The 16890-nt window shown below is 42.3% G+C and carries 13 protein-coding genes; 6 read left to right on the top strand and 7 right to left on the bottom strand.

The window, feature by feature from the left end; genetic code table 11:
• Positions 1-106: 106 nt before the first annotated feature.
• The gene (locus QUE46_RS04050) at positions 107-1612 is read left to right on the top strand and encodes a capsule assembly Wzi family protein (protein WP_286247677.1); all 1506 of its coding nucleotides are present in this window, start codon (positions 107-109) and stop codon (positions 1610-1612) included.
• Between the two features lie 73 nt (positions 1613-1685).
• On the opposite strand, the gene hldE is transcribed toward QUE46_RS04050, so the two are convergent.
• Together hldE and QUE46_RS04040 are read right to left on the bottom strand one after the other, a co-directional pair.
• Positions 1686-3125 (bottom strand): bifunctional D-glycero-beta-D-manno-heptose-7-phosphate kinase/D-glycero-beta-D-manno-heptose 1-phosphate adenylyltransferase HldE, encoded by a 1440-nt coding sequence (gene hldE / locus QUE46_RS04045; protein ID WP_286246314.1) that lies wholly within the window; start codon positions 3123-3125, stop codon positions 1686-1688.
• Positions 3125-3715 carry an SIS domain-containing protein gene (locus tag QUE46_RS04040; protein WP_004588568.1) on the bottom strand — a complete coding sequence of 197 codons (591 nt, stop codon included), beginning with the start codon at positions 3713-3715 and terminating at the stop codon, positions 3125-3127. Before QUE46_RS04040 ends, hldE begins: the two co-directional genes overlap by 1 nt.
• A gap of 182 nt (positions 3716-3897) precedes the next feature.
• On the opposite strand from QUE46_RS04040, the gene waaA reads away from it, so the two are divergent.
• On the top strand, positions 3898-5181 hold the full coding sequence (gene waaA, locus QUE46_RS04035) for a lipid IV(A) 3-deoxy-D-manno-octulosonic acid transferase (protein ID WP_286246312.1): 1284 nt from the start codon (positions 3898-3900) through the stop codon (positions 5179-5181).
• Positions 5178-5726: a DUF1415 domain-containing protein gene (locus QUE46_RS04030; RefSeq protein ID WP_286246311.1), complete on the top strand. Its 549-nt coding sequence runs from the start codon at positions 5178-5180 to the stop codon at positions 5724-5726. The genes waaA and QUE46_RS04030 overlap by 4 nt, the downstream gene beginning before the upstream one ends.
• Before the next feature lie 37 nt (positions 5727-5763).
• Here QUE46_RS04030 and QUE46_RS04025 read toward each other — a convergent pair whose 3' ends face one another.
• The 4 genes from QUE46_RS04025 to purL form a co-directional block, all read right to left on the bottom strand.
• The gene (locus QUE46_RS04025) at positions 5764-6093 is read right to left on the bottom strand and encodes a YdbL family protein (protein WP_286247676.1); all 330 of its coding nucleotides are present in this window, start codon (positions 6091-6093) and stop codon (positions 5764-5766) included.
• A 10-nt stretch (positions 6094-6103) separates the two neighbouring features.
• Complete coding sequence (locus tag QUE46_RS04020; RefSeq protein ID WP_286247675.1) at positions 6104-6301, bottom strand: YnbE family lipoprotein; 198 nt, start codon at positions 6299-6301, stop codon at positions 6104-6106.
• A 2-nt stretch (positions 6302-6303) separates the two neighbouring features.
• Positions 6304-8760 carry a YdbH domain-containing protein gene (locus tag QUE46_RS04015; RefSeq protein WP_286246310.1) on the bottom strand — a complete coding sequence of 819 codons (2457 nt, stop codon included), beginning with the start codon at positions 8758-8760 and terminating at the stop codon, positions 6304-6306.
• 136 nt (positions 8761-8896) lie between these two features.
• Positions 8897-12787: a phosphoribosylformylglycinamidine synthase gene (gene purL / locus QUE46_RS04010; RefSeq protein ID WP_286246309.1), complete on the bottom strand. Its 3891-nt coding sequence runs from the start codon at positions 12785-12787 to the stop codon at positions 8897-8899.
• Positions 12788-12998: 211 nt separating this feature from the next.
• Between purL and mltF the strand changes: the two genes are divergently transcribed.
• Together mltF and QUE46_RS04000 are read left to right on the top strand one after the other, a co-directional pair.
• Positions 12999-14489 carry a membrane-bound lytic murein transglycosylase MltF gene (mltF, locus tag QUE46_RS04005; RefSeq protein WP_286246308.1) on the top strand — a complete coding sequence of 497 codons (1491 nt, stop codon included), beginning with the start codon at positions 12999-13001 and terminating at the stop codon, positions 14487-14489.
• 247 nt (positions 14490-14736) lie between these two features.
• Positions 14737-14901: a hypothetical protein gene (locus QUE46_RS04000; RefSeq protein ID WP_286246307.1), complete on the top strand. Its 165-nt coding sequence runs from the start codon at positions 14737-14739 to the stop codon at positions 14899-14901.
• Here the strand turns inward: QUE46_RS04000 and tadA are convergent.
• A complete protein-coding gene (gene tadA, locus QUE46_RS03995; RefSeq protein ID WP_286246306.1) occupies positions 14898-15401 on the bottom strand; it encodes a tRNA adenosine(34) deaminase TadA in 504 nt (167 codons plus the stop codon). The genes QUE46_RS04000 and tadA overlap by 4 nt on opposite strands.
• Before the next feature lie 178 nt (positions 15402-15579).
• Here tadA and QUE46_RS03990 point away from each other — a divergent pair, with 178 nt between their 5' ends.
• Positions 15580-16884, top strand: coding sequence for an inosine/guanosine kinase (locus tag QUE46_RS03990; RefSeq protein WP_004588578.1), 1305 nt, complete (start codon positions 15580-15582; stop codon positions 16882-16884).
• The last annotated feature ends 6 nt before the right edge of the window (positions 16885-16890 follow it).

The following is a 16890-nucleotide window of genomic DNA, read 5'->3' as shown; positions in this document are numbered from 1 at the left end:
TTACTGCAATAGCCATGCTAGATTGGTAAACTTAGCCGCAATCTTAATCACAAGGATCTGAACTTTGCGAAACAGAATCTTTCTACTTTCTTCTCTTTTTTGCGCTATGAGCGCATCAGTAACAGCAGAGCCCTGGGTAAAGCCAGACGATTACGGTTTACGAGCCGACATTCAACAACTGGCTGATGCTGGTGTTATTTTAGCGCCTGTAACCACCTACCCACTAATGTGGAAAAGCTTTATTGGCGAACTAGAAGCAAGCAAGCTTGAGCTTTTATCTCCCAGCCTGCAAGATGCAATGCTTCGTGTAAAACATCGTTATAAGTCAGAAAACAGTAGCTCGCACAGTGTACAACTCTCAGCATTTGCCGCATCAGACCCAATTATAGCCACCAGCTTTGGGGCAACCAATACTCAAGAGTCTGAGCTTTCTGCGGCCTACGCCTACCTTGGCGATAACTTTGCGGCGAAAGTAGCCATTAATTACCGAAACGATGGTAAACAATGCTTAGTTGATGGCAAAACAACCGATGATATAGCCACTAACGAACAAGCGCTTGAAGATTGTAACGATACCTCATTTGACGATAGCTACTTAGCCTACCGCTTAGGCAATTGGATTTTTAGGGCCGGTGCCGTAGAGCAATTTTGGGGCCCAGGTGTTGATAACAGCTTAATTATGTCTGGTAATGCAAAACCACTGCCGGCACTTAGTGTAACCCGTGAGCAAAGCACAGCGTTTGAAACACCTTGGTTAAGTTGGCTTGGCCAATGGAGCTTTACCGCGCAAATGGCAAAGCTAGAATCAACCCGCGTTATTCCTGATGCGTTACTTTGGAGTAGCCGTTTAAATTTTCGTCCAATTCAGCAACTTGAGGTTGCTTTAAGTTGGTCTGCACAGTGGGCCGGTGAAGGCCAACCAAGCTCAGCCGGTGACTTTATCGATGTAATTACTGGGCAAACTAATTGTATTGATGGTAATGAAAATTGCGATAGCTCATTAGAGTCTAAAATTGGCAACCAGCTTGCCGGTATTGACGTTCGTTGGTCTGATACCTTATTTAGTCACCCGTATGCCATCTACGCAAGTACAATTGGCGAAGATGCCAGCTCACAGTTTAAACCTGCCGACAGAGCGTACTTATTCGGTGTGCAAACGACCCAACGTATTTACAGCCAAAATGTATTAGTAAATGTAGAGTATATAGATACGGGTGTTTCATGCTCGGCTGAATCAACCAATGAAAACTGCTACTACGAACACTCAGATTATAATTCGGGCTATCGTTACCATGGTCGCACTATTGGCTCAACCTATGATAACGACGCGCAGTCAGTGGTGTTAACACTGCTTGGTCAGCTTTCAAATGGCGATGACTGGCAAGTAAAACTTCGTAGTGTGGATTACAACAGCGATAATCGCGACCGTTACCCTAATAACCCAGATTTAGGGAATACCATTACCAAAACCGGTTATAACTCAAAACAAGTTGAGCTACGTTACAGGCAACTGGCTATGGGTGGGCGTTTAACATTGGGCGCTTTTGCATCAAATAATGATGGTGCAGACAACGACACGTCAGCGTTTGCTAAGTACGAATATAACTTTTAAAAAGTTGTATGCGTAATAACAAAAAAGGGTTGAAAACTGCGTTTTCAACCCTTTTTTATTCAATCAGCAAATATTACTGCTTTATTTTGCTAATCACCTTAGAGGTTGAACAGCCATCTAAAAATGTTAGCACTTCTACTTTGCCGCCATGGCGCAGCACGTGATCGGCGCCAGCTATTTGCTCTACGGTGTAATCACCCCCTTTAACTAAAATATCAGGGCTTATTTGCTCGATTAATTTAGCCGGAGTGTCGTTTTCGTCCTCGCTGCCAAAGGGAATGACCCAATCTACAGAGGCAAGCGCACTTAATACCATTGCGCGCTCATCAAGTGGGTTTATAGGGCGCTCTGGGCCTTTTAAGCGAGTTATTGAATCATCATTATTTAAACCAACCACAAGCCTGTCGCCGCGTGCTTTGGCTTGAGCTAAATAACGTACGTGGCCTGCGTGTAAAATATCAAAACAGCCATTGGTAAACACAATGGTTTCGCCGTTTTGCTTAGCAAACTCAATATGTTGCAATACATCGTCAAACGGAGTTTGGTAGTGCTCGCCATTGATGTGTAAGTATTGGCCAAGCTTTTGGCTAAGCTCTTCTGGTGAAACCGTTGCCGCCCCAAGTTTACTTACTACAATACCGGCGGCTAAATTGGCAATTTCTACCGCATCTTTAGGCTTCATACCTGCCCCGAGCATCACTGCAAGCGTGGCTATAACAGTATCGCCTGCGCCAGTTACATCGCTTACTTCTAGCTGCTGCGCTGCAAAGTCGTGTTTTTCATCGGCATTAATTAATGACATACCTTGCTCAGAGCGCGTTAGTAGCATGGCTTTAATACCATTTTTGCTAATTAGTTCACGCGCACTTTGCGCTAAAATGTCTTCAGAGCCTGTTTTACCGCCCGCCAAATTAAATTCATGCAAATTAGGGGTAATGTAGTCAGCGCCTTCGTATAAGTGTAAATCGGGCGATTTAGGGTCAATAAGTACAGTTTTACCCGCCGCTTTAGCAACGCTCACCATCTCTTTAATTAAGCTCAATGAGCCTTTGCTGTAATCAGAAAACACCACGAAGTCATATTCATCAAGTACCAGCTCTAAACGGTTTAACAACAACTGGCTGTGCTGCTCGCTAAAGGTTTCTTCTAAATCTAGGCGCACAAGTTGTTGATGACGACTAATTACACGCATTTTAGAAATAGTGGGTAAATCGCATACACTAACTAGTTGTGAATGTATTTTTTCACCTTTTAAAATAGTTTCTAAAATTTGCCCGCTTTCATCTTCACCAATTAAACCGAGTAAACCCACTTTGGCGTCAAGTCGCGCAATGTTTTTTGCAACATTTGCAGCACCACCGGCTTTGTCTTCAAACTTGCTTACCTTAACCACAGGGACTGGCGCTTCTGGCGAAATACGCCCTGTATCGCCATACCAGTAACGGTCTAGCATGACATCACCGACAACTAAAATACGCGCTTTAGATAAATTTTTTAATAGCGATAAGTCCATTACTGCTGCTCCGCAACAACCATATCAATAGCTTCACATAGCCAATGGCCAATAAACATATGTGCCTCTTGAATGCGGGCTGTTTCATCGTTTTTAATAATAATGGGCAACTTAGCAATGTCTTTTACTTTACCGCCCTCGCGCCCGGTTAAAGCAACCGTAAACGCGCCAATTTTGTTAGCCGCTTCAAGCGCTAAATTAATATTGGCGCTGGTGCCTGAGGTTGTTAAACCAATCACTAAATCTTCTGGTTTACACAGTGCCTGCACTTGGCGTTCAAATACCGTATCAAAGTGGTAGTCGTTACTGTGCGCAGTGAGGATTGAGGTATCTGTGGTCAGCGCCATTGAGGCAAGCGGACCACGCTCTAACTTATAACGCACAACAAATTCGGCCGCTAAATGCTGTGCATCGGCAGCACTTCCGCCGTTACCAAACCAAATAACCTTACCACCAGCTTGCAATGCACTGTGGCACGCTTCTAATAATTGCATAGACTCTTGATGATAAGCCTCCATCGTTTCAAATAAGGCTTGATGACGGTTTAAACTTTCAACGTAGCTTGTTGCCACAGAATCGATAATTGACATGAAAAATTCCTCTAGGAACTGAAATGGCAGGAAAAAATTAAATCCATTATTCCATAGTTTTATTTAGTTGTGTGTATTTTATGGGAATATAGCTGAACTGAATTATAATTTAGTGCTTCACATGTTCAGAAATTATCACTTTCGCGTTAAACTAGCGCCACTTACCTTAAGAAAAGTTCAGTATGGCACGTATTTTTTACTCACTCGCTTTAATTTTAATTAGCCCACTGATTGTATTTTACTTATATGTACTAAGAGGTAAAAAAAATAAAGGCTACCGTGCGCACTTTAAAGAGCGCTTTGGTTTTATTAGCAAACACTTATTTAATAATAGCGCTAAACCGGTTGTATTCCACTGCGCTTCTGTAGGTGAGGTCCTTGCTGTAGCGCCTCTTATTAAAGCACTGCAAAAACAACACCCGCAGCTTAATATACTTATTACCTGCAATACCCCTACCGGACGTGCGCAAATTAGCGAACAATTTAAAAATACCGTGGCATCTTGTTATTTACCTATAGACTTTGCAGGTTCAAGCGCTCGATTTTTAAAGCGTATAAACCCACAAGCACTGTGTATTTTAGAAACTGAGCTGTGGCCTAACTTAATGGCAATAAGCCATAAAAAGAATATTCCAGTATTAGTGCTTAATGCTCGACTAAGCGAAAAGTCGCAGCAAGGGTATCAAAAGGTGGCAGGGTTAACGCATATAATTATGCGTTCAATTTCAGTGCTCGCAAGCCATAATATAAATGATGCGAAACGGTTTATTGAACTTGGTTTACCTTCTTCAAAAAGCCATGTTACAGGCTCAATAAAGTTCGACATTACGCCAAGCGACGAACAACTAACTAAAGTGGCAAATCTTAAAGCCGAGTATAAAACCAATGAACGTTTTGTATGGGTGGCAGGCTCTACTCACCCGCTTGAACACGAGATGATATTAAACGCCCATCAGCAGCTATTAAAAAAATACCCTAATGCACTTTTAGTTATTGCACCGCGCCACCCTGAGCAGTTTGATAAAGTAGCCGACACGTTAGCTCAAAGCCCACTTAGCTTTAGTCGTCGCAGCAACAATAACTATCAAAACGAGCAAGTACTATTAGCTGATACACTGGGCGAGTTACAGTGTTTATATGGCGCAGCGAATGTAAGTTACATAGGCGGCAGTTTAATTCGCCGAGGTGGGCACAATCCACTTGAAGCGGCTGCTTTTTCGGTTGGTGTTATTACAGGCCCACATACGTATAATTTTGATCATATCTACCCTGAGCTAATTAAACTTAAAGGGGCTGTCGTTGTTGAAAATACCGATGAGCTTGCTAAACAATTAATTAATTTAAGCCAAAACACCAAAGCGTGCCAAAGCTTAGGAATTAAAGCGCAGCAATGTGTAGTAAAAAACCAAGGCGCCATTGAAAAAACATTAACCATTATAAATCAGTATTTAGAGCCAAAAGCATGACTCATCAAGCAATTGCCCAAACCCGCGAGTGGGTATCATCTGTTATTGTAAAATATAACTTTTGCCCATTTGCCCGCAAAGAAGTAGAAAACAACTGTATTCATTATGTGCTTAGCCCAGCAACAAAAGTTGATGACGCTGTAATGGACATGCTAGAGCAGTGTGTGCAGCTTGATCAAAACCCCGAGCGCGAAACCACATTAATACTGTTTGATAACGGCTTTAGCGATTTTGAAGACTTTTTAGATTTAGTCGATTTAGCCAATGCCTTACTGGTAGCGCAAGGTTTTGAAGGTAAATACCAAATTGCTAATTTTCACCCTGACTACGTGTTTGCCGACAGCGATGAAGATGATGCGGCAAATTACACTAACCGAGCCCCCTACCCTACATTACATTTAATTCGCGAACTGAGTATGAGCGAAGCGCTTGATAACTATAACGAGCCAGAATCTATTCCAGAGCACAATATAAAACTTGCAAGGCGCAAAGGGTTCGACTTTTGGCAGCAACTTTTAGCAAATATAAAAAAACCGAGCGCCTAAACGCTCGGTTTTTAAGTAATATGTTTAGCTGCTTGTATTACTTTTTAACCCAGTTACCATTCACTTCAATATAGTGGCCACTTTTGGTCTTTTCGATTGTTTTAGCTGCTGCAAGCGCTTCTACTTGGGCTAGCGATAAATCGTTCTTTTTAGCCAGCTTTAAATACTGTGCTTTACGTTTAGCGTTAATTTCCTCAACTACGGCTTTTGCCTCGCTATTTTGTACAACAAGCCCTAAATAACCTGAGCTATCTTCACCCACTAAGCCTTGGTTTTTAGCATCATCTAAACTAATAGCCCACGCTGAAAACGACAAACATACCGCACTAATTAGAGTAGCAATACTTAATTTATTTTTTATAGTCATCATTTAGCTCCTAAAATAATTCACTGTCGTCACTGAATAAGTTATCGAGTTCTTTATCTACTTTTACTCGAATTTCGTGATCTACTTTTACATTTAGATTGATAGTTATTGGCTCTTTCGCTGCCACCTCTACTCTGTGGGTACATGCGCTCAAAGCGCTAATAGCAGCAAGGGCAATGATTGCCTTAATGCTTAACGAATTTTTCATCATTAGTTTCCTTTTTTAGAGTATTGCTGCTCAACTTTTTGCGTTATTTCGTCACTTAATCTAAGTGCTCTTAGTAACGTAAACACGTTTTCTTCGTGGTTATAGTTAAAGTTAACTTGCTGCTGCTCTGGCTCATTAAAGCCTTGTAAGTTAACACCTAAGTTTAACCAGCCATCACTTTTAAGCGCTACTGTACTATTAAGCTTTTGTATATCAAGGTTTTTGAGTAGCCCAAGCACAGGTTGTAACTCTTGTTGCTGGCGCATAACAGCGTCAAACGCTTCATTATTGCTAATAATAAGCTTCCCTTGGCCTTGATTGGCTAGGCTGCCATTTTTTACCTCAACCCCTGTTTCACCAAAATAAAATGGCAACGACCCTCTTAGCCTACCTGTTAGGATAATACCCGACTTATCGTCAAGCGTTATTAATTTACCGGCATCAACATTTTCAAACGTAACATGTGCTGTTTGCTGTGGCTTTAAAAGCGTGTATTTATCTAAAGAAAATTTACCACCAAAAATACCGCCTTCAACATCAAAGGCCTGCGCGCTATTATTAACCACTTTAATATTACCCGTGATACTTTTAGCTACAGCACCTGCACGTAATTCATTAAGATTAAAGGTAGTAGGAGCAACATTAAGCTGCCCTGAATCGTACTGCCCCCCAAACTGCATGTTAAATCCATTAGCTAAGAAGTCGTTATAAAGTGCACTGGTATCAGTCATCGTTAAAGTAAAATCTGCTTTTTGTAAATTCACATCACCACTTATACGCCCGCCCAATTTCCCTTGGGTTAGCTGAGCCAACGGTTCAAATTGGCTAACGAGTGAATTTAACGAAAGCACACTTTGCTGCGGTATAATCACTTCAAACGGATGCGCTACCTTTGAAATATGATGATTAGCCACCAGCTCAACACCATTTACAAATACATGATGAGACGCTTGAAGTGCACGACTTTGCAGCCCTGTGGAGGTTACGTTTATAGTATTTAAATCGATACTTGGGCTTGTTAGTGTATTTACTTGAGTGTTTGCATTTAAGTGAGCAAATAACTCTCCCACGCCTAAGTTTGCCCTTGCACTAAGGGTGTTATTAATATCGGTGAGTTTATATTCGTTGTATTGCACGCTTTTAAGCTTACTTTTAAGCGTTACTTTTGCATCGAGCTTTTCATTCATGCTTGCTTCAAGGTTACCTGTGTAGCCTTTAAGAGCGCTGCCATAAGCAGCTGCGCTATCAAAGCTAAACTCAATACGTGCGTTACCTACGGGCTTAAAGTCAATAAGTTGAGTAACTGTAAAATCCCCTTTGGCTTTAATATTATTAGCCTCAGCCGGTAAAAATTCAGGCAAAGAGGTAAGCGCAATATCGTAATTGCCACTTAGTTGAGCGTTATTAAACTGCGTATTTAGCACTACAGACTTTATGTCGTCAGTGTGTAGCTGTGCTTTAAGCCGCGAACGCGCACTTTGTAAAGGCGTGACTGTATTAACAAACGTATCTGTAAAAGTTATGTCTATGTCTTGCTCTGTTTGCTCATCGCTTGTTAGCGTTATTAACGGTAAGGTTAAATTATTACCTACTAGGCTTATTGGTTTAGGTAAAGCCCACTGCCAATTAAGTGGGAGTTGCTTTACAGCAAAGGCCTTGTAGGCACTTTCAGGAATAAGAGATTGGCAATTATTGCTAAGTTGGACATTGTTTTTAAGCTTACTTGAGTCTAGCCCAAGCTTTTGGGTATTTAAATTATACGCAGCGCTTAGCACCCCTTCAGTATTATTACTAATGTCGCAGTTTTTAAATTTATAGTCATACCGCGCCTGTAAATTACCAGTGGCGCTCCCTTCTATTCCATTAAAGGTAAATGCTTGCGATGTATTAAAGCTAAGCCCACTTAATAGCGCATTATCTGTTTTAAGTAGTTGCTTCAATAATCCATCATTAACTTTAAGCTGCCCTCGCACCTTATCATTGTGAAGCGTTGCATTTGCGATCAAATCACCATTAATTACAAACTGGTTAAGCGTTGGCTCGGTAATATTTAGCATTAGCGGACGCTTTAAAAACGCACTGTTTATACTTAGTTGCTCAACTGCAATTGTTGGTCTTTTATCAGGAAGGGCTAAATCTAAAATTGTTGCTGGGCTGCTTTCTTTATTACTTTGTGGAAATGGGTTTAGATTAAGTACTGCGTGTTGAATTTCAATATGCTTGGTATTTGCGGTAATGCCTGTAACTACAAGCTCTTGGTTTTGGTAACTTAAACACGCTTTTTGTACGTGCACATTTAACTTACTCGTAAGCGAAAAATCTAAGCAGCTTAAGGTAACACCCGCTTTTTCAAGCGCAGGCGCTACAGCCCATTGTAATAATGGCAAACGAAATACATAACCAAGCAATACTATGCTTAGCAATACAAAACCAACAATTAACCCAATGCGCTTTAACATACTATCCTTAATAAGCTTCATACCTAACAAACTATCGTAATTTTAAATCTACGCAATCAAAAAAGGCTGCACAGGCAGCCTTTTTATTTTACAGCAAGATTATGAATCTAGCTTGTATAGGTAGTAATTGTGATCACTAGCCTACATTTTTACGTGCGTTGCGGAACATACGCATCCACGGGCTATCCTCTTTCCACTCGTCTGGGTGCCATGAGTTAGCAACCGCGCGGAATACACGTTCAGGGTGCGGCATCATGACAGTGGCACGGCCATCCGTAGAAGTAATACCGGTAATACCCTCTGGTGAGCCATTTGGGTTAGCTGGGTATTGCGTTGTAGGATTACCGTAGTTATCTACAAATTTAACCGCTACAGTGCCGCTTTCAAGCGCAGCTTTAGTGGCGGCATCATTTGCAAACTCAGCATGGCCTTCACCATGAGATACAGCAATTGGCATACGCGAGCCAGCCATACCACTGAAGAACACAGACGGATTTTCTTGTATTTCTACTAAGCTAAAGCGTGCTTCAAAACGCTCAGACTTATTAGTTACAAAACGTGGCCAATGCTCAGTACCTGGAATTAGCTCTTTCAGCGTTGATAACATTTGACAACCATTACACACACCTAAGCTAAAGGTGTCTTCACGGTGGAAGAAGTTTTTAAACTGATCGCGTGCCATATCGTTAAACAATATAGACTTAGCCCAACCTTCACCAGCACCTAATACGTCACCGTAAGAGAAACCACCACATGCCACTAAGCCTTTAAACTGCTCAAGAGTTAAACGCCCTTCGAGGATATCGCTCATGTGTACATCAACAGCGGCAAAACCAGCACGGTTAAACGCAGCAGCCATTTCTAGGTGCGAGTTAACGCCTTGCTCACGTAAAATAGCCATTTGTGGTTTAGCGCCCGTTGCAATGTACGGTGCGGCTATATCTTCGTTTAAATCAAAGTTAAGTTTTACGTTTAAGCCTGGATCTTTTGCATCAAACTTGGCATCAAACTCTTGCTTAGCACAATCAGGGTTATCACGACGTGCTTGCATTTGGTACGTTGTTTCGGCCCAAATTGTACGAAGCTCAGTACGAGTATGATTAAGCACCGTTTGCTCACCACGGTTAAATACAATGCTATCGTCGCTATTAAGTGAGCCAATCACGTGGCTAATTGCAGCTACACCGTGTTGTTCAAATACAGCATTTACGGCCTCTAAATCGCTGTTAGCAACTTGAATTACCGCGCCAAGCTCTTCGTTATAAAGTGCTTCAAGGTCTGAGCCAGTTAGCGCAGCTAAATCAACAGTCACACCGGTGTGTCCAGCAAATGCCATTTCAGTTACAGTAGTAAATAAACCACCGTCTGAACGGTCATGATAAGCAAGTAGCTTGCTATCAGCGACAAGTGCTTGCATAGCATTGTAAAAGCCTTTGAGTAACTCAGGGCTGTCAACATCTGGTGTAACATCACCAAGCTGCTTGTAAACCTGAGCAAGGCTTGATGCGCCCATTCGGTTTTTACCCGCGCCTAAGTCAACTAAAATAAGCGAAGTATCGCCTTTATCTGTTCGTAACTGTGGAGTAACGGTTTTACGCACGTCGTCAACACGGCCAAAAGCTGTAATAATAAGCGATAACGGCGACGTAACTGATTGCTCAGCACTATCATCTTCGTTTTTCCATGTCGTTTTCATCGACATAGAATCCTTACCTACAGGTATAGTTAATCCAAGTGCTGGGCAAAGTTCTTCGCCTACCGCTTTTACGGCTTCATAAAGGCCCGCGTCTTCACCTGGGTGACCCGCTGCGGCCATCCAGTTAGCAGATAGCTTAATGTTCTCAAGGCTGCCAATGTTGGCACAGGCAATATTGGTTAGTGACTCTGCCACAGCTAAACGCGCCGATGCACCATAATTTAATAGTGCTGCTGGCGTGCGCTCACCCAGTGACATCGCTTCACCGTGGTAAGTATCGTACGTTGCTGCGGTAACTGCACAGTTAGCCACAGGTACTTGCCAAGGGCCCACCATTTGATCCCGTGCAACTAAACCAGTAACTGAGCGGTCGCCAATGGTAATTAAGAATGTTTTTTCTGCAATGGTAGGTAAGCGTAATAAACGCTGAGCAGCCTCGGCTATATCAATCGACTCTGCATCAATTGCTTTACCGGTAACTTGTTTTGAAGTTACATCGCGATGCATTTTAGGTGCTTTACCTAATAATACATCAAGCGGCAAATCAACAGGGCTGTTATCAAAGTGGCTGTCGGCAACAGTTAAGTGGCGCTCTTCTGTGGCTTCACCTATCACTGCGTACTGCGCACGTTCGCGCTTACAAATGGCTTCAAAACGATCAAAGTCTTCAACAGCAACAGCCAGTACATAACGTTCTTGCGATTCGTTACACCAAATTTCGTGTGGGGCCATGCCCGGCTCATCGTTTGGAATATCACGTAGCTGGAATTTACCACCACGGCCACCATCATCTACAAGCTCAGGAAACGCATTAGACAAACCACCTGCGCCTACATCATGTATAAACGCAATTGGGTTTTCATCCCCTAGTTGCCAACACTTATCGATCACTTCTTGGCAACGGCGTTCCATTTCTGGGTTTTCACGCTGTACAGAAGCAAAATCTAAGTCTTCGTTTGATTGGCCCGATGCCATGCTTGATGCTGCACCGCCGCCAAGGCCAATGTTCATTGCTGGGCCACCTAGTGCAATAAGTTTTGCACCTACTGGAATATCCCCTTTTTGAACATGCTCAGCACGAATATTGCCTAAACCACCGGCAAGCATAATAGGCTTGTGGTAACCACGCACCTCTTCACCATTGTGGCTTGTTACTTTTTCTTCGTAGGTACGGAAGTAACCTAATAAGTTAGGACGTCCAAACTCATTATTAAATGCCGCGCCACCTAAAGGGCCGTCCATCATAATATCAAGCGCATTGACTATACGGTTAGGTTTACCAAAGTCGCTTTCCCACGGTTGCTCGTAACCCGGAATACGTAAGTTAGAAACAGTAAAACCAACTAAACCCGCTTTTGGCTTAGAGCCGCGGCCTGTTGCGCCTTCATCGCGAATTTCACCACCTGAGCCTGTAGCCGCACCAGAAAATGGTGCAATAGCTGTTGGGTGGTTATGGGTTTCTACCTTCATTAAAATTTCTATGTCTTCTTGATGATACGCATATTCACCTTGCGCATTCGGGAAGAAACGACCCGCTTTTGAGCCCTTCATTACTGCTGCGTTATCTTTGTAAGCCGACAACACATTTTCAGGGTTGTGCTCAAATGTATTTTTGATCATTTTAAACAGCGATTTAGGCTGCTCAATACCATCAATTGTCCAATCAGCATTAAATATTTTATGACGACAATGCTCTGAGTTTGCTTGCGCAAACATAAATAACTCTATGTCGTTAGGATTACGGCCTAACTTTTTAAAGTTTTCTACTAAGTAGTCTATCTCGTCATCAGCAAGCGCAAAACCTTGTTCAACGTTTGCCGCAGCCAATGCTTCGCGCCCACCACCTAAAATGTCAACCGATGACATTTCGCGAGGCGAGTCATTGCGGAATAACTGCGCAGCAGAAGCAAGTTCGCTATGCGTTGCCTCTGTCATACGGTCGTGTAATAACGCTGTTACTTGGGCAAGCTGCTCTGCACTTAGTTCACCTTCTACGTAATAAGCAATACCACGCTCAACACGGTGAACCTGTTTAAGGCCACAGTTATGCGCTATGTCGGTTGCTTTAGATGCCCATGGTGAAATGGTGCCAGGGCGAGGGGTAACTAAAATAAGTGTGCCAGCTGGGGTATGCTCGGCAATAGTTGGACCGTAAGTAAGTAGTTTTTCAAGCTTAGTTTGCTCATCAACACTCAAAGGCGAGGTTAAATCGGCAAAATGTGCATACTCGGCATATACATTGGTGACTGGAAGTTGCGATAGTTTGCAACGCGCTAAAATTTTATTAACTCTGAACTCTGAAAGTGCTGGTGCACCACGAAGGATCAACATAGATAATTTCATCCGGGGTTAGGGATTGAACGATATTTTAGGCGGGCATTATAGTCTATGTAGCACCGAGTTTTAACTCCAAATTGCGCTTTTCAGAAAATTAACTTTTTATTTATATAAACAGCAGCAAAATTACTAATAAAAGCTAAACGCTAAGTGACGCCATAGTGAAGTTTTGGTATAACGGGGTATGAGCTTTATGGGGCGGTTAATGTTGAAAGAAAAGCTAATAATTATCATCACTTTAGTTATGTTGTTGTGTGCGTGTAATATGCAGGAGCAACAAACTCAACTTGCCCAAATTAAAGCACAAAACAAAATACGTGTAGGTACCCTTGCCAGCGCCAGCAACTATTACCAAGCCGTGCAAGGCGAGCAAGGTTTTGAATACGAGCTATCTCAAGCTTTTGCCGACTACCTAGGTGTTGAGCTTGAAATAGTGCCGTTTTTTAATTTATCCGATATGTTTGAGCGCCTTGAAAGCGGCGATTTAGACTTAATAGCCTCAGGACTTACCTACAACAAAGTACGTGCCCAGCAATACCGCTATGGCCCCACTTACAGAACAATTAGCCAAAAGTTGGTTTATAAACAAGGCCGAGTTCGCCCTCGTGAATTTGACGACCTTGATGGCAACTTTACCGTTATAGCCAAAAGTAGCCACTCTTTAACGTTACAAAAAATAAAAAAGAGTAACCCAAATTTAACCTGGCAAGAAACTGAAGAGCTTGATGAAGAGGAGCTATTACAAGCCGTTATTGATGGCGAAATAGATTATACCCTCGCCGACTCACACACGCTTTCGCTGTTTAGACGTTACCACCCAAATTTAAGCATTGGTTTTTCAGTTACCCGAAATGACCCCATCGCGTGGATCCTCAATAAATCAAAGGATGATTCGCTTTATGCATTACTAGTGCCTTTTTTTGGCGAGGTAAAACAAAGCAACCAACTCTATGTGCTCGAAGAAAAATACTTTGGACACGTACGCCAGTTTAACTACGTTAATACACTCGCTTATATTGAGGCTATAAAAGAAACACTCCCCACTTACAGACCTTGGTTTGAGCAATATGCCGGTAGCCTTGATTGGCGTTTACTGGCAGCACTTAGCTACCAAGAATCTATGTGGAACCCGCGTGCTAAATCGCCTACAGGTGTAAGGGGCATTATGATGCTGACACGCAGCACCGCAAAACAAGTGGGCGTAACAAATAGGTTAGAGCCAGAGCAAAATATCCGTGGTGGAGCAAAATACTTAGCTAAATTAGTTAAACGCATCCCCGATAGAATCCCACAGCCCGATCGAACCTGGCTTGCGTTAGCTGCCTATAATGTAGGTTGGGGGCATGTTAACGACGCGCGCATTATCACCGAACAACAAGGGGCAAGCCCTGATAAGTGGGCTGACGTTAAAAAGCGCTTACCGCTTCTAATTAAAAAACGTTATTACCGTAAAACCCGTTACGGCTATGCTCGCGGCGACGTTGCAGTAAAATATGTTGATAACATTCGCAGGTATTACGATGCGCTAGTATGGCTTGATGAAAATAATGCCCTAGCGCCAGAACCAGAACCACCTAAAGTCGAAAAAGCAGTTCAACCAAGCAAAGAGTCTGTAAACAACAATAAAACCGAACCCGTTCCTTCGCCTGAAGAAAAGAGTCACGAGGGTGAAAATAATGCGCAACAGTCACAATAAAGCGTTTATATTAACGTTTTTTAGAAGGGCTACTAGGGTAAAGTGAAACATTAAAAATATGAGTAATATACGTTTACCTTCTCTTTAGCAAACGCTAAATTCCCCTTCTAACTTAACCGCTCTGATAACTAAATTAAAAATCTGTTTACTTGTCATGAAATGATCACTAATGTGTGTTTATAGTATATTTACATTATTTTTAATATATACCTTGTGCCTTTCTCACTCTCACGCATTAGGAGAACACATGCTAAAACGTAGACGCACGCAAAAACTTAAACGCAATATTATTCATTCAACAGCTACGAGACGCCGTATTATGCTGCGTAACTTACATAAAAAAATTATTTGGCGTCGTCGTATGTTTGCTATGCAGCAAATGATAGAAGTAAACTCAGAGACCGCTAATTAACCACTTATTTGTTTAGCTGCTTTTTTAGCCGCTTTAATTTGCTCTCGGCGTTGTTTAAAAAACGCCGAGATGGTACTGCCACAAGTGTGCCCAAGCACCCCACCGGTTACCTCTACCTGATGATTTAACCTAGGCTCTTGCAATAAATTCATTATTGAACCTGCCGAGCCTGTTTTAGCATCTGGCGCACCATACACAAGGCGCTTTATTCTGCTATGCACTAACAGCCCCGCGCACATCGAACACGGCTCTAAGGTAACGTACAAAGTGCAATCAATTAAACGGTAATTATTTAAAACTTTTCCTCCTTCACGCACAGCAATCATTTCAGCATGCGCAGAGGGGTCATTATCAGTAATTGAACGATTATAACCCGCTGCGATAAGCGTGTTATCTTTAACAAGGACAGCTCCTACTGGAATTTCGCCCAATTGCTGCGCTTTATTGGCATATACTAATGCCTGCTCCATCCAATATTCATCGCTTTTAAGATCGTTCATAATACTTACTTTAAATAAATTTTCTCTCGCTATTATATCAACTTGCTTGTTTAAAATGCGTAATTGACTAAATTATTGCAAAAATAAAACAAAATAATGTGGTTTATCGTGGCTCATAGAGTGTGATTTACGCTATAATCTCACGCTTTTTTTATTTAGCTCACAACACAGGTAGCAAATGAAATTTCCTGGACGCCGCAGACATAAACATTATTTTCCAGTGGAAGCTAAAGATCCACTTACTAATCAGCTAAACGCCACTGAGCGATTACAACGTAGCTACATTACGGGTATCGATCAGATCGTTGTTGATATTGAAGCCAAAGTTGATCAGGCTTTTTTAGACGAGTTTCAACTCCGCCGAGGAATGTCGCAAGTTATTGATAGCGATATTACCAATGCACTTTACGACCGTTTAAAGCTAAACGACATGGTTGATTACGAGTTTGCCGGTGGCACCATTGGTAACACAATGCATAACTACTCAGTACTTGCAGATGACCGTTCAGTATTGCTTGGTGTTATGAGTGAAAACATAAAAATAGGCAGCTACGCTTATCGCTTTTTATGTAACACATCAAGCCGCGTTGATTTAGACTACTTACAGCCGGTAGATGGCCCTATTGGTCGTTGTTTTACTTTAATTGATGAAACTGGCGAGCGTACATTTGCAATTAGTGCCGGTTTGATGAATCACTTAAAGCCTGAATCTATTGATAAACACTTAATTGAGCAATCATCAGCACTTGTGATCAGCGCCTACCTAATGCGTACGCAAGGCGATGAAACAATGACTGAAGCAACCATGCAAGCAGTTAAATATGCTAACGATGCAGGTGTACCGGTAGTTTTAACACTCGGCACTAAGTTTTTAATCGAGCAAGATCCTACCTGGTGGGCTAACTTTGTAAACGAGCATGTTGATATACTTGCCATGAACGAAGAAGAGGGACTTGCAATTACTGGCTTTGAAGACCCACTATTGGCCGCAGACAAAGCACTTGACTGGGTAGACTTAGTTATTTGTACCGCCGGCGAAAAGGGCTTATTTATGGCCGGCTACGTTGATGAAAGCTTTAAACGTGCAACCGAATACCCACTATTACCAGGTGCCATTGCCGATTTTAATCGCTATGAGTTTTCTCGCGCAATGAAAAAATCAGATTGCGAAAACCCGATAAAAGCATATAGCCACACGGCACCATTCATGGGTGGGCCTGATTCAATCAAAAACACCAATGGTGCTGGCGATTGTGCGTTGGCTGCCGTGTTACACGATTTATCAGCAAACGTTTATCATAAGTTAAATGTCGCAAACTCAGCAAAACACGAACAAAAGGCCATTACCTACTCGTCTCTTGCACAAATTAGTAAGTACGCTAACCGCGCAAGTTACGAGGTATTAGTACAGCACTCTCCACGCTTATCACGCGGGCTACCAGAGCGCGAAGACTGCCTTGAGCAAGTGTACTGGGATCAATAAATAGGG

Source organism: Pseudoalteromonas sp. MM1 (genome assembly GCF_030296835.1).
Classification (GTDB): Bacteria; Pseudomonadota; Gammaproteobacteria; order Enterobacterales; family Alteromonadaceae; genus Pseudoalteromonas.
The sequence above is the reverse complement of the archived record's forward strand: the minus strand, read 5'-3'. Positions and strand labels throughout refer to the sequence as shown.

What these genes read in the sequence shown, in the direction of transcription:
- QUE46_RS04030 (WP_286246311.1), top strand. Translation starts at nt 5,178, where the DNA reads ATGACTCATCAAGCAATTGCCCAAACCCGCGAGTGGGTATCATCTGTT.
- QUE46_RS04000 (WP_286246307.1), top strand. Translation starts at nt 14,737, where the DNA reads ATGCTAAAACGTAGACGCACGCAAAAACTTAAACGCAATATTATTCAT.
- mltF (WP_286246308.1), top strand. Translation starts at nt 12,999, where the DNA reads ATGTTGAAAGAAAAGCTAATAATTATCATCACTTTAGTTATGTTGTTG.
- purL (WP_286246309.1), bottom strand. Translation starts at nt 12,787, where the DNA reads ATGTTGATCCTTCGTGGTGCACCAGCACTTTCAGAGTTCAGAGTTAAT.
- QUE46_RS04050 (WP_286247677.1), top strand. Translation starts at nt 107, where the DNA reads ATGAGCGCATCAGTAACAGCAGAGCCCTGGGTAAAGCCAGACGATTAC.
- hldE (WP_286246314.1), bottom strand. Translation starts at nt 3,125, where the DNA reads ATGGACTTATCGCTATTAAAAAATTTATCTAAAGCGCGTATTTTAGTT.
- QUE46_RS03990 (WP_004588578.1), top strand. Translation starts at nt 15,580, where the DNA reads ATGAAATTTCCTGGACGCCGCAGACATAAACATTATTTTCCAGTGGAA.
- QUE46_RS04025 (WP_286247676.1), bottom strand. Translation starts at nt 6,093, where the DNA reads ATGACTATAAAAAATAAATTAAGTATTGCTACTCTAATTAGTGCGGTA.
- QUE46_RS04040 (WP_004588568.1), bottom strand. Translation starts at nt 3,715, where the DNA reads ATGTCAATTATCGATTCTGTGGCAACAAGCTACGTTGAAAGTTTAAAC.
- QUE46_RS04020 (WP_286247675.1), bottom strand. Translation starts at nt 6,301, where the DNA reads ATGAAAAATTCGTTAAGCATTAAGGCAATCATTGCCCTTGCTGCTATT.
- tadA (WP_286246306.1), bottom strand. Translation starts at nt 15,401, where the DNA reads ATGAACGATCTTAAAAGCGATGAATATTGGATGGAGCAGGCATTAGTA.
- QUE46_RS04015 (WP_286246310.1), bottom strand. Translation starts at nt 8,760, where the DNA reads ATGTTAAAGCGCATTGGGTTAATTGTTGGTTTTGTATTGCTAAGCATA.
- waaA (WP_286246312.1), top strand. Translation starts at nt 3,898, where the DNA reads ATGGCACGTATTTTTTACTCACTCGCTTTAATTTTAATTAGCCCACTG.